Source organism: Sporosarcina sp. (genome assembly GCF_029257255.1).
In the GTDB taxonomy this organism is placed as follows: Bacteria; Bacillota; Bacilli; order Bacillales_A; family Planococcaceae; genus Sporosarcina.
Genome location: NZ_JARICI010000009.1, coordinates 100871 through 114515 on the forward strand (window position 1 = coordinate 100871; position 13645 = coordinate 114515).

Annotated in this window: 14 protein-coding genes; 4 read left to right on the forward strand and 10 right to left on the reverse strand. The window is 38.9% G+C overall.

Annotated elements, in window-relative coordinates; genetic code table 11:
- Positions 1–21 precede the first annotated feature (21 nt).
- From Q1J64_RS02590 to Q1J64_RS02625, 8 genes are all read right to left on the reverse strand, one after another.
- Positions 22–819: a 5-deoxy-glucuronate isomerase gene (locus Q1J64_RS02590; RefSeq protein WP_301107534.1), complete on the reverse strand. Its 798-nt coding sequence runs from the start codon at positions 817–819 to the stop codon at positions 22–24.
- Positions 820–857: 38 nt separating this feature from the next.
- Positions 858–1310: an HIT family protein gene (locus tag Q1J64_RS02595; protein WP_301107535.1), complete on the reverse strand. Its 453-nt coding sequence runs from the start codon at positions 1308–1310 to the stop codon at positions 858–860.
- A gap of 71 nt (positions 1311–1381) precedes the next feature.
- Complete coding sequence (locus Q1J64_RS02600) at positions 1382–2389, reverse strand: NAD(P)-dependent oxidoreductase (RefSeq protein WP_301107536.1); 1008 nt, start codon at positions 2387–2389, stop codon at positions 1382–1384.
- Positions 2390–2423: 34 nt separating this feature from the next.
- Positions 2424–3482, reverse strand: a complete 1059-nt coding sequence (gene eda, locus Q1J64_RS02605) for a bifunctional 4-hydroxy-2-oxoglutarate aldolase/2-dehydro-3-deoxy-phosphogluconate aldolase (RefSeq protein WP_301107537.1) — start codon at positions 3480–3482, stop codon at positions 2424–2426.
- 37 nt (positions 3483–3519) lie between these two features.
- Positions 3520–5424, reverse strand: a complete 1905-nt coding sequence (locus tag Q1J64_RS02610; RefSeq protein ID WP_301107538.1) for a TRAP transporter permease — start codon at positions 5422–5424, stop codon at positions 3520–3522.
- Between the two features lie 82 nt (positions 5425–5506).
- Entirely contained in the window at positions 5507–6556 is a 1050-nt protein-coding gene (locus tag Q1J64_RS02615) for a TAXI family TRAP transporter solute-binding subunit (RefSeq protein ID WP_301107539.1), read from the reverse strand.
- Between the two features lie 65 nt (positions 6557–6621).
- A complete protein-coding gene (locus Q1J64_RS02620; protein WP_301107540.1) occupies positions 6622–7047 on the reverse strand; it encodes a type II 3-dehydroquinate dehydratase in 426 nt (141 codons plus the stop codon).
- A gap of 339 nt (positions 7048–7386) precedes the next feature.
- Positions 7387–8286, reverse strand: coding sequence for a PhzF family phenazine biosynthesis protein (locus Q1J64_RS02625; RefSeq protein ID WP_301107541.1), 900 nt, complete (start codon positions 8284–8286; stop codon positions 7387–7389).
- 227 nt (positions 8287–8513) lie between these two features.
- Here Q1J64_RS02625 and Q1J64_RS02630 point away from each other — a divergent pair, with 227 nt between their 5' ends.
- Positions 8514–8987 carry a DUF5626 family protein gene (locus Q1J64_RS02630; protein WP_301107542.1) on the forward strand — a complete coding sequence of 158 codons (474 nt, stop codon included), beginning with the start codon at positions 8514–8516 and terminating at the stop codon, positions 8985–8987.
- A 1-nt stretch (position 8988) separates the two neighbouring features.
- Here Q1J64_RS02630 and Q1J64_RS02635 read toward each other — a convergent pair whose 3' ends face one another.
- Positions 8989–9471 (reverse strand): helix-turn-helix domain-containing protein, encoded by a 483-nt coding sequence (locus tag Q1J64_RS02635; RefSeq protein ID WP_301107543.1) that lies wholly within the window; start codon positions 9469–9471, stop codon positions 8989–8991.
- A 206-nt stretch (positions 9472–9677) separates the two neighbouring features.
- Here Q1J64_RS02635 and Q1J64_RS02640 point away from each other — a divergent pair, with 206 nt between their 5' ends.
- The 3 genes from Q1J64_RS02640 (at position 9678) to Q1J64_RS02650 (ending at position 12617) form a co-directional block, all read left to right on the forward strand.
- Entirely contained in the window at positions 9678–10448 is a 771-nt protein-coding gene (locus Q1J64_RS02640; RefSeq protein WP_301107544.1) for a YiiX/YebB-like N1pC/P60 family cysteine hydrolase, read from the forward strand.
- Positions 10449–10566: 118 nt separating this feature from the next.
- On the forward strand, positions 10567–11709 hold the full coding sequence (locus tag Q1J64_RS02645; protein ID WP_301107545.1) for a YycP family beta-propeller protein: 1143 nt from the start codon (positions 10567–10569) through the stop codon (positions 11707–11709).
- Between the two features lie 173 nt (positions 11710–11882).
- The gene (locus Q1J64_RS02650; protein WP_301107546.1) at positions 11883–12617 is read left to right on the forward strand and encodes an MBL fold metallo-hydrolase; all 735 of its coding nucleotides are present in this window, start codon (positions 11883–11885) and stop codon (positions 12615–12617) included.
- 195 nt (positions 12618–12812) lie between these two features.
- Here the strand turns inward: Q1J64_RS02650 and Q1J64_RS02655 are convergent, their stop codons facing one another.
- Positions 12813–13643 (reverse strand): undecaprenyl-diphosphate phosphatase, encoded by an 831-nt coding sequence (locus Q1J64_RS02655; RefSeq protein WP_301107547.1) that lies wholly within the window; start codon positions 13641–13643, stop codon positions 12813–12815.
- Positions 13644–13645 lie beyond the last annotated feature (2 nt).

The window sequence follows — 13645 nt, forward strand, 5'->3', positions numbered from 1 at the left end:
CTCTTTATCTAATTAGTTTATTTACATGTCTTCAAATGTAGGATCGAAAACAGCCAGATCATACCTTCTGCTTGAATGCGAGAATGCTGCCAATACCCAAAAGTAAGTATTTCTAGTTCCTGGACTCGCTACAGTAGGGTGGTATCCTCGTGGTACTAGCACCATGTCACCACTAGTAACATGATGTGCAACCAAATTATCAGTTTCTTGAGTTTTCAAGTAACTAATATGCAATCCAAACTTTGGTTCATCCATATCAAAATAGCAATAAACCTCTTCTAAATCATTTTCATGCTGGTGGGGTGGCCAACTGGTCCATGTTCCATCGCCTCCCCAAGTTAATCCACATATTAATTTAGAGGCAGGGACCTCAGGATTTAGAGTAAAATGAACTTCTCGTTGCCCTGATCCGGCCCCGTGTATTTGGTGAATTTCACCTAAAGGTAAATCTTTATTGTATGCACGGTAGAACTCTTTTCCATGCCCCTCACATAATGCTCCACCTATATAAAAGATTGTGTCTTCAATTGCGGTAACATTAACAGAACTATTACCCGGTATATAAAAGCTATCGTAAACTGACATTTTTTGATCTATACATTCGGATTTTATATTCGCTGTACCTTTCAAGAGAACACCATTCATTTCCAAATCTAAAGAGTTTATCATATAGCTGTTTCCAGCTGATAGATTTAATCGGAATATGTGCACAGCGGAACAATCTTCTCTACCTGGATCAACAACTTTATGAAACCCTTCTTCCTCGGTAGATTTAAGATGCCAATTTTTCATTGTTTGCTGTGTGGATGTACTAGTCATTATTGAAACCTCCAATATATTGAATTTAAAATCTGATTTTAAATTTCTTGCTTTACGCATTTTCTTATATGATGATTTAATGTAGCAATCCATTGAGTCTTATCTTCATCAGTTAAATATACTTTTTCAAGTGCGTCACTAAACGGATTTCCCCATGAGACACCATCCACTTTTTTAGGTACCAAGTGTACGTGGAAATGCGGAGCCAGATCGCCATAGGTGGCATAATTGATTTTATCCGCACCATAAAGTTCGTGTATTGCTTTTGCTACATTAGATACGTCTTCGAAAAAGTTATTTCTTTCTTGAGCACTAAACTCAAATAGTTCTGTTTTATGTCCATTAGAAGCGACTATACATCTACCAGGATTTTTTTGATCATGAAATAGGTAAACCGTAGATGAATCCAAGACGCATATCTCAGTCATAAGTGTTGATAAAGGCTCACTTTTTGTACAGTAAAAACACTGCGAATCATAATCTTTACCCATAGTAAACTCTCCTCCTGAATAGTTTTTAAGTAAGTGAGCCCCTTGAAGAGGCCCATCCTACTAAACGCTAGTTATTTAACAGAGACATTTGAATGTAATGGTCGGACATTTTGAAGGGCTCCCTGATTAACAAGGTTGGGATGTTTACCATATTCCAAGTAATCAATAATGTTTTTAGCCGCCAAACGAACCATTTCTGTTCTTGTTTCAATTGTTGCAGTTGCCATGTGTGCGCCAAGTACTACATTATCCATTGCCTTAAATGCATCAGGAATATTTGGCTCATTTTCAAATACATCAAGGCCCGCTCCAGCAATCACACCATTTTGCAATGCCTTAATTAAAGCTTGTTCATTCACCACAGGACCCCTGCCAATATTTATTAAGAAGGCAGATTGTTTCATCATTTCAAATTGCGGCGTATCGAACATATGATATGTCGATGATGTAAGTGGTGTATTAATCATTACAATGTCCGATTCTTTTAAGAGCTGCTCAAGCGTTGGTACATAAGTAGCGTTATATTCTTTCTCAACCTTTTCTGACAGTCGATTTCTATTATGATATGTTACATCCATCATAAAGCCACTTGTTCTTCTAGCCAGTGCTTTACCGATATTACCCATTCCTACAATCCCTAATCTTTTCCCATTTAGCCCCCTGCCAACATTTGCAATTGGTCCCCATGGAAGATTTGGATCCAGGCGCAACTTTCTATCAGTTTCAGCTACTCTTCTCATTACGGAAAGCATGAGTGCCATCCCAAATTCAGCGGTAGATTCGGTAACAATATCCGGTAGATTACAAACAAGAATTCCTTTTTCATTCATAGTTTCTATATCTACATTATCGTACCCTACGCCATACGTACTCATGATCTTAATATTATCCATACGTTCGATTGCTTCCTTGTCTGGTTTAAAACCACAAGAAATTAATGCATCATATTCAGGAAGTATTTTCAGTATTTCTTCTCTAGGAACTTTCTCAGATGGATAATATACATCATACCTCTCAAATAACTCTGTTAACCCCTCCTTAAAAACAGGAAACGGTACCATAATCTTTTTTTTCGCCATAAAGTTTTTCCTCCTTGATGTGACTAGTTTTCTATTATTTGTTCCAACCAATTAATGATTTAATATCATCGCGATGATCCCACGAAGACGGATTATGATCATTTCTTTCTTCAATATGAATAGCAAAGCCAGCTAGATAATCCTTTAAATAAATCACGAACATTTTATCGCCATGATATTTAATGTGTTCCGTATTAAACTCAACACCAGCGTTACCTAAATAGAAAATACTTCTCTTTAAATTATCCGTATGATAACCAATATGACCATGCGGTCCCCTAACCTTAAAAGGTTGCTTTGTAATTTCAACATCTTTTCCTACATATGTTGAGCTCTCGGTATCCCCTAGTGTTAAATCAAACATATCCGCTAATTTAAAGATGTTTTTGTATCCTTCTTCTTCTGTATCACAGTTGATGCCAAAATGTGCAAAATCAAAATTCAGCATCTTGAAAATGGAATCGCGTGTGAGCTTTCTAATCTCATCAAATTTCCCGGAACTAATTAATTCAGTATTTACCATCCAACTACCGCCACAAGCAATTACATTGGGATCATTGACATACTCACTAATATTGTCCAGACCTATGCCACCTGTCGGCATGAAACGTACATCTTTATAAACGGAACATAAAGCCTTTATTGTCTGAATTCCTCCAGACGATTTCGCTGGAAAGAACTTCAAATTTGTAAGCCCGTATGAAACTGCCTTTTGAACATCTGATGCTGTTGCACAACCAGGTATCACAAGGATGTTATGTTGTATGCAGTAATCTACAACTTCATCAATCAACGCGGGACAAACAATAAACTTTGCACCTGCACTCATTGCTTGCTTAACCTGTTCAACTGAGTTTATTGTACCTGCACCTATGAGCATATCCGGATATTTCTTTGTAATTTCTTTAATTACGTCAGCTGCACAATTAGTTCTAAATGTGATTTCAGCTAGATTTAATCCTCCATCTATAAGTGCCTTTGCAAGTGGAAGAGCATCCTTAACATCTTCAATTTTCACTACTGGTACAATACCATAATCCTCAATTTGTTTTAATACTTTTTGATTATCAATCTCTACTAATATTTTTTCCATTTTCTACACCGCCTATATTTTTTAAAATTCTTTTTACTTAATTTTTGTCTAATGCCATTTGTGGAAGTTGCCCAATTTTTTTCTTTTGTATATTTCTCACTACCAAAATTCCGAGTAAGATAAAGCCAACTAAGGAAGTTGCTAACTCAGGAACTATTAAAAGCATTGCAACCGTAAGCATTAATATCCGTTCAAACTTATGAATTGGCGCAAACATATAACCCGCAATAGCCGCGGCTAATGCAGAAACACCTGCATAAAGGAATAAGGTAGCTACGAATATTTCTAATGGCGATCCTATAAGAAGGATTGCAGGCTGATAAATAAAAACAAACGGGATTAAGAATGACACTGATGCATAAACAAATCCCGTCCAACCTGTCTTCCAGGGGTTTGCCCCTGCAATACCAGCCGCTGTAAAGGATGCCAGGCAAACGGGTGGAGTAATTTGAGCAATAACCCCAAAGTAAAAACAAAACATATGTGCAACCAAAATTGGAATACCAAGTTTTATTAAGATTGGTACAAACAATACAACTCCGATCAGATATGCAGCTACTGTAGGTAAAGCCATTCCAAGTAACATACAACCTAAGGTAGTAATTAAAAGGGCTGCCAATAGGCTTGTTCCACCAACGTCTGCTACAACTGCGGAAAATTTATTTGCCAGACCGGATTGAATAACGACACCTATTATAATTCCACATGCTGCGATTGGAAGAGTAATATTCGCCGCCTGCTTTATCCCTTCAATAAATGCTACATAGATTTCCTTGATACCTTTACGGTTAGCAGGCACCAAAACGTTAAGTACCAGTATTGCCAAAATGCTGTAAAGTGCAGCACTTCTTAAAGATTGACCGGAAAGGACCATACCAAGTAATACGAACGCCGGGAAAAGCAAGTACAATCTTGGTAAGATTGGCTGAGTTTTAAATTTAATATTCTCATTATCAATCATTCTTGAACTTTCATACTTATTCCTTTTTGCAATAAACCCTACCAGAAGGAGGATAGACAGAAAGTATGCAAGAGCAGGAATTGTAGCCGCCAGTGCAATAGAGGCATATTTAACACCTAGCAACTCCGCCATTATAAATGCTCCTACTCCCATAATAGGTGGCATTATTTGTCCGCCTGTAGAAGCAACAGCCTCTATCGCACCTGCTTGTTCAGGTTTATAACCAACCTTCTTCATCATGGGAATAGTCAAAACACCTGTAGTAGTTACATTTGCAACGGAGCTTCCACTGATCATTCCCATAAGTGCACTACTTATCACAGCTGCTTTGGCAGGACCTCCAGTTTCAGGATTACCTAACTTTAAACCTATATCGATCAATACTTGCCCGCCTCCGCAAGCGGAGAAGATAACACCGAATAGTATAAAGTAGAAGATGAAACTTGCTGTTGCCGATAAGGGTGTTCCGTATATCCCCTCCGTCGTCAACGTCATGATCTCAGTAAATTGAAGCAGTGAGAATCCCGCGAACTTTGTAAATCCGAAACTATACGGTCCTAGAAATGCGTAAGCAATAAATATTGAAACAAAAACCAATAAGTTAAACCCTAATACTCTTCTAACCGCTTCCAGCAAAAGCACAAGTAAAATTAACGTAACAGCAACATCGCCAGGTAAAATGGGATCAATGTTTGGAATTCTATTAACGATACGCTGTTCATGACCAATATAAAAAATTACGACTCCAACCAAAATACCTACAAAAATGAAATCAATCACCCGTAGCCAGATAATCTTTTTACTTATTGGTTTGCTAATAAAAACTAAGGACAGGGCAAAAGAAAGGAAAATCGGACTAAGTATCATAGGGTGTATTGGTTTAAATAGTGTGAAATATAGTTGTGTAAGCAACCAGCCTAGCGCAATTATTCCTAGTAGTATGTTAATATAATGAGATTTTTTATTTAGTTGTAACTCCATCAATAAATCCCTCCGGACTATAAAACAAAAGATAAATTTTATCCGATCTTATAGTTTTTGATGTAATCCAAATTATTTAGGTCTATTGTAGATATCCAACTTCTTTAAAATATTTCTCGGCCCCTGGGTGAAGCGGTATTCCAAGGTATTCTAAGTTTCCTGCAGTTTTCGGATCAAAGTCTTCCATTACAGGAACCAGCTCCACCATTTTTTCCTTATTTTCAGAAATTGCTTTTGTTATTTCATATACAATCTCTTCAGGAACGTCTTTCCTAACGACCAAGGATTCTGTCCCTACAACAGTTTGGATGTCATTATCTTGTCCACCCCAACTTTTAGCGGGTATTACTTTATTGGCATAACCATAGTCATTTAGTTTATCTCTAGTTTCTTGCGCTAGTTCAATAACGTGCATAGTCGTTGTCATTGTAAGTTCCGAGAATGCAGGCTGCCCCAGACTTACTACGTCTATTGAGATATCCGCCTTTCCTTCTTTCAACATATCTACCATTTGGCTAGGATCAATATGGAACACATCACCACCCCAAGATTTAATATCATCAAATTTTACATCCATTGTGTCTAAGAGATCTTCTGCGCCAGTGATTCCAAAACTACCTGCCTGCTTAGTTACGACTTTCACAGGATATTTTTGATCAATTATATCTTCAAACGTTTTAATACCAGTTTTTTTCACAAAGGAATCAGTAAACATGATTGTCATATAAGTAAAGTCTGTACCACCTAAAATAGAAGCTACATTTTCTACAGGTGGACGCTTCTCATCATATGTTCCTTCAAATAACTTCTTTGCCGGAACATTGTTTGATGTGCCTATTTGCGCCTTGTTTTCCTCAAGAAGAAGTATAGTCGCCGCTCCTCCAGTAGATGATGGCTGGACTTCCATATGATAATCCTCGGGAAGTATAGGATTAATAATTTCGTTAAAAGCCGCGGCTCTAGAATATACTGCTGTCCCTACAGTTTGGGTTGTTAACACCAAGTTCTTTACCTTATCAGCTTTATCCGAACCTTCAGCACTAGTAGGGTCATCAGAACATGCAGTCATAATTGAAAGCGCTATCATTAAGGTTAAAAATAAAAAAATACTTTTTTTCTTTTTACCAATCATACTCAATCCCCCTTTTAAGTTGTTTAAAATGTATGTTCATATTTAAAACCCTTGAATTATTTAACTTATACAATATTCTTTATTGCATCTATCGCAACCAAATAACTATTTTTTCCGAAACCTGTGATCATTCCAGTACATACGGGAGCAATTGCAGATTGATTCTTTGGATTTCTAAAAAAGTTGGACAGATGAACCTCTATGCAAGGAATTGATAATGTACTGATTGCTTCTTTTATACCAACACTATAGTGACCAAATGAACCCGGGTTAATAATCACACCTGCATACTCAAAGTTAGCCTGCTGAATTCTATCGATTATGTCTCCTTCATGGTTGCTTTGAAACGTATTAACTTCAATACTAAACTTTTCCGAGTAACCTATCACTTCTTCGTTGATCTCTTCTAACGTAGCCGTTCCAAGTGTATTAGTTTCCCTCAAACCAAGAAGATTCATGTTTGCTCCATTTATAAGTAATATTTTTTTCACATCTTCCCCCCTCTCATACAAGATTTTAATATCGGCTTATAAAACATAAAATCTATTTAATCGGATTTTAGATTTTATTTGATTCTTATACTATATTAATTAACAATGCGTGTCAATAGAATTGACGATAAATTTAAAAGAATTAGTTTTTAACTATTACTAGCTTTGCATTAATATTAAATCTTGTCCGACCACTATACAAAGAAGCCTCTGCCGCCTTGCAACTGGATGACGAAAAAGTGAGGCGTCGCGCTATTAGAAGGCCACCTTTAACAGAACTTTCTTTTCCGTTCGATCACACTTCGGAACTTTAGCTATACAACCGCCTTTATAATATTTTCACTCCAATAAAACGTCGAAATCTTTCACAAACACAGCATTTCCTGTTATTTCAACATCATAAGAATCATCACTTTTTGAAACACGGACCATTACTCTACCGTCTTTATCTATTTCTAAGCCTTGCTCCACAACAAGATCCAGAGTTCCGTCAAACTTATCATGCTTTATATACTCGATAAAATAAACACCTATCACTCCCGATGCCGTTCCCGTAACTGCGTCTTCAACAGTCCCTGAATATGGCGAAGAAAAATGTCTGGCGTGCATATCAGCTTGTTTATCATAGGTTTGCAGACAAAACGGGTGTAGGGAGGCCTTTGGCATTTCTTTTAATATCGAAGGAAACTGCTGATTATCAGGCCGCATTCTTTTAAAAGCTTCCAATTCTTTGATCGGAATCAAAAGTGTCCATGCACCTGTGCTCCCATATAAAATAGGAAGACTGTCATTAATATCTGATCCTGCCAACCCGATTGAATTGGCTAGAGCTTCTTTACAACCTTTGAATTCTCTGAATTGGGGAGATGCCTGTTTCATTGTAATCAGGATTTCATTCTTGGGCGATGTGTTGATTTTAATTGGCAAGATCCCTGCTTTTGTTTCTAGTGTAAATTCTTTTTTATTACCTAAAAGCCCTTTAGTTTTTAATGCATATATTGTCGCCATCGTTGCATGACCGCATAAATTCATTTCTTGTCCAGGCGTAAAAAAGCGGATTTTTAGATCAGCCGCCTCAGATTTAAGTAGAAAAGCTGTTTCATTGAAACCCGCTTTATAAGCAATTTCTTGCATCTCCTCATCTGATAATTCTCCACCATTTAAAACAACACCTGCGGGATTCCCTTTATTCGGCAATTTACTGAACGCATCATAATGATGAACTTTTATCCATTTCATTTCATTGACCTCCAAATATTTTCTCCCGTCAATCCATACCGCTGATCTTATCTACAACTTCGTCGTTAGAAATACCAATAGAATACACCACGGATTAACTCCCAATTGATTTCATTATAATTTTCTATGTATAAAGCCACTTCTATGTAAAGGGTATGAATGCATTATGTTATATATTGGGAATAGTGTGTATGATACTCATAAATGGAATGAAGGAGTGATTTATTATGAAGAAATCATGTATGATGGGCGTCTGTCTCGCGGTGATGCTGGTCATTTTCACCCCCTATAGTACATCGGCCAATGAACTGGAACCAGCTTATTCATTGGAGACGGGCGGGACAACCACCCAACAAGTGAAAGCTGCAAACGGTGAGACCTACACTGTTCGTATAGAGGAAATAACTGAAATGGGGACTTATTCATCGACAATAGACATAACGAAAAAAGGGACATATAAAATAACTGCATCCCTCCCTAGACAATGGTCCGTTACCTATGATGTGACGATTGATAATAATTACTTCATCACTGGCGCAAATAACTTATATATCAACATCATGAAAGGGAAACTGAAAAACAGCTCCCTTGTTCATTCGAAAACAAAAGCTACTGCCACTTTGAAGCGCCAGATAGGGATAGTTCCCACTACCTCGCAGATTACCGCGCGAATATCAGGAAAAAAGTTAATAATTGAATAAGTTATTTCTCAATCAATTCAACATCAACTAGGCGTCCACCGATATTTTCCTGCCATATATAATAGGCATCGATGCCATTCGCGACAAGAGCTATAATAGAAACTGTAAAAATCAGCAGGCGTAACCCGTCTGCTTTTTTTGTGAGGTAAAGAATAACAGGGATTGTCAGTAAACCCGCAGGAGATATAAAATAACTGATGATGCCGCCCAGCAATAATAGATAACTTTTCGTCCGGACTTTACTAATAGAAGCATCGCTGGCAGTTTCAGTAATAACAGCTTGTTGGTCTTCAAAAAAATCATCCAGAGGGACACTATATAAATCACTTAATAAACGCAGATTTTCGATATCGGGATAACTATTCCCATTTTCCCACTTAGAGACAGCCTGGCGGGAAAGGTTTAACATTCCAGCTACATCCTGCTGGGAGAAGCCATGCTCTTGACGTAACTCTTTTAAACGACCTGTAAAATCATTATTCATGCAAATCCCTCAAATCCTTGTATAATCAAGCCCGCAACCAATAGTTTACACTACATTTGCAACTAATAGTTGCTTTTCAACTATGAAAATATCATGGAAAGTATAGATAGCACAAAAAATAAACTGAAAGGTGTGAAATGAAAGTTTCTATTGCTCTGAGCTTGTAAAGGACAAACCATATTACATTTATGAAGGGAACGATTTGGATGAGAAAAAAGAAATGGTTACAGAAAGGTTCTGCCGGATTGATCGCAATCATGATGGTAACGGGAGGAGCATTTCCACTTTCAGCATCAGCTAATGAAGATTTGAAGAGTAAGAAAAAGCTTTCTACTATTGTAAGTGTTAACCGGGAGTTAAGTATCGATGAAGTTAACTTACTAGTACAAGAGTATGCATTATCTGAAGGTATCACTGAATCTGAATCTCTTGATTCATTTTATGAGGAAGCGCTCGTACAGCAAATCGAGCAAAAACATAATAATCTCCCTTCATCAGAAGAGGACGAGTATTCTGTTCAGAGTGTCACGAATGCAAATCAGGCACCCGGAGTATCAAGGTACAAAGGAGATGTCATGTATTCAAAGGCTTGGACAGGAGTTAATCACGGTCACAGCGCGATTTACTATACGAAAAGCACTGTTGTCCATGCACCTGGCATCAGCTCGAAAAGTAGAGCTGAAAGCGCCAATAATAAAATCGGCTTAAAGAACGGTATCCAAATTCAGTACGTTGATACCACACAAACTAACCGAAACAAAGCAGCGGATTATGCCTACACTAATTTCAGAAACAAACCGTATGATAAAAGTTTTGCCAGCAACAAAAAAACTACTACTAAATTGAACTGTTCCGGTTTGGTATGGAACGCATATATTAAAACAGCTAAAGTTGACTTAGATGGAAATGGCGGACCTGGCGTGTATCCATCCAATATCAGAGATTCATCCAAAACCGTAACCTATGCATACAAATAAAATGAAGCATTGCACCAGTTGGAAGCTGCTTACTAGTATTCTTTCTCTATTCATTATCGCTGTCTTAGCATCGGGCTGTTCAAAAGCCGATGCTGAGGCAAAGGGTAATTTATTCGAATTGGATAAAATCGACCTGACAGACAAATCATACGCCATGATTTTCTCCGCAAATATCTGGCATAAAGCGGATCAGGAGGCTGGAAGAAATGTCTTACTGCTGGTAGATGATAAAGGCAAATGGGACGCCTATACGACCTATCTTCTTGATCGTGCAAACGTTAACTGGACAAAAGACGGTCTTTATCTCTCAGACTACAAATATGAGTATTTTATTAACAATGAAGGTACGATTCAGAAAGCGGAAAGAACAACGGAATTATTAGACGCTACCGCACAGGACGGTTCTTCTGTTGATGAAGAGAATGGCGTATGGTCTTGGTTCGACGTCGGTTTCAGCGACGATGGTTATGATACTCGCCTTACTTATCAAAACAAGGATAAGCGGACGGAAAAGATTGTGGAAGGCGTATACAGTCATCTTTTCACTGCCGGTACAGAGCTTTACGGAGTAACTTCCAGTTTTGATTTACCAAACGGAATCAATAAAGGCGGCCAGTTTGGGCTGGTTAAATTTGTCGGTGAAGAGTTAACGCCAACCGTTTTATCTTCTTATCCGCTGCCGACACCTGAAATGGATGTCGCGCTTGTTTCACAACAGGTCGCACAAAAAGGAGATACTATTCATGTGATCGGAGAAGCTGAATCTGAAGGAGAAACCATTCAAACGAACCTGATGAAGTGGAATCTTAATGATGGAGAATTTGAATTGGACAGAATTGCTGTTCCTACCGATCATTTCAGCGGAGAGATCAGTGTGTATTCGTACTACACAGATCAGGATGCACTTATCGGCAATGACCTGTATTGGTTTAATGAACGCGCTGAATTAATGAAAACATCCATTGATACGAATCAAACAGACCTTATTCAATCCTATGATGTGGATATACAGGACGAGATGTTTTACACAGCCCGTTTCGTTGGCGATCAGATTCACATGATGGTCAATGATACAACGTGGGGAAATTCATCTGACTCTGCGGGGACAAAAATGCGATTAATCAAAACGAGTGTGAAATCGCCAGAAACATACACAACTGTCGAGATTTCAAAAGGCGATAAACTTTCTCAACTTTTCTCCAGCGCTTCATTGACTCCCACTCAAAACAGCTTTGCGGTTCGACCGATTCATGTTGATTAAACTAAAACAAATCACCCCTCAGAAACAGTGAATCCAGCTGTTTCTGAGGGGTGATTTTTTCTTCATACGATTGGTACGTAAACAAATGTCTCCTAATCACACTGTCCCATTATGACTTTTTCCCGTTGTTCATTTACAATTCAGTACATAACCAATTGAACAGGAGGAATTCCATGAACATCATTCCACTCGGTATCTGGGGCGGCTATCCAAAAGCCAACAGCGCCACATCATCATTTCTGATTGAGCATGAAGGATTTCATTGCCTAATGGACTGCGGCAGCGGCGTACTGTCTTCACTGCAAAACTATATCGCTCTCGAAGAACTGGATGCAGTCGTCATCAGTCACTATCACGCCGATCATATTGCTGATATCGGCAGTTTGCAGTACAGCCGCTTAATCCAATATTATCTCGGACAACCTTCGCCTCCCCTGCCAATTTACGGACACACACAAGAGGACGAGAAATTTGCTACATTAACATACAAAGAGCAGACGCAGGGTATCAAGATTTCAGAAGACAAATCAACACAGATCGGCCCGTTCACCGTTAGCTTCTGTCCAACCGTCCACCCTGTCTATTGCCTCGCAATGAAATTTTCAATAAGAAATCAATCCGTCGTCTTCACAGCAGACACCGAATGGACCGATGCGCTCGTTTCATTCGCAAAAGACGCAGACCTACTGTTTTGCGAAGCCAATCTATACGAAGAACACATAGGAGTATCCCCAGGACACCTAGCCGGCAGCCAGGCAGGAAAACTAGCAAAACAAGCGGATGTAGGACAACTCATACTCACCCACCTACCGCATCACGGAAACATCCAGGATATCCTGCACGAAGCTCAAAACGTATTTAACGGGCCGGCAGAGCTTGCTGTAGTCGGGAAAACTTATTCTCTATGAGAAAATAGCTGCTTAGCTTTACAGTAACTACACTGGACTTTCTATGTTCTTTCATAAACTTTATAAGGAGCGAAGCGACTAGGGGGTTCACCGCGTCCGCCTAGAGCGCAAATCCCCTATCCAATACTGACTGCTCCATTTGAATTCCACATTAAAAACGACCTCGCCGCGAAAAGGCAAGGTCGTTCCACATTCTTATAAAAATACAATTACCGCTAAAATTATTGCCAACACAATACGATAAATCGCAAACGGAACCAGCTTAATTTTCGAAATAAGCTTCAGGAAGAAACGGATCGAAATTAACGAGAACACGAACGCGGCCAAGAAACCTACCACATAAAATGAAATATGGTCCATCGACATATACTCCCAGTTTTTCATCACGGACACAAGACTCGCGCCCATCATAATCGGCACCGCCATGATAAACGTGAAATCCGCTGCCGTCCGGTGATTCATTCCGAACAGCACGCCGCCGGAAATCGTTGCGCCTGAACGTGAGAAGCCCGGCCACAGCGACAGACACTGAACAAGTCCGACTGTGAACGCCTGACGGTATGTAATTTGATCGAGCGTCTGCACGCGAGGCTCTTTCGGCCCGAATTTATCTGCCGCGATCATCAGTAAAGCCCCCGCCACCAATGCAATAATGACCGTTTCCACTCCAAATAAATAATCATCAATCAGATCCTTGAACGCAAAACCGAATATAACAGCAGGCAGCATTCCAACGATGACATGAAGCAAATTGAAACGTTCGCTCATTTTCACGTCGCTATCTACCTTATACAAACCGACGAGACTGAATAATCGTTTCCAAAATACCACGACAACAGCCAAAATCGATCCGAGCTGAATGACAATCTTAAATGTAATTGCAGGATACTTCCCTAAGAACTCCTCCGTTTTCAGCCACATATCATCCACAATAATGAGGTGACCTGTAGAAGAAACAGGAGCAAACTCCGTCATACCTTCTACGAAACCTAAAATTAGTGCTTTAATCAAATCAAATAATTCCATTA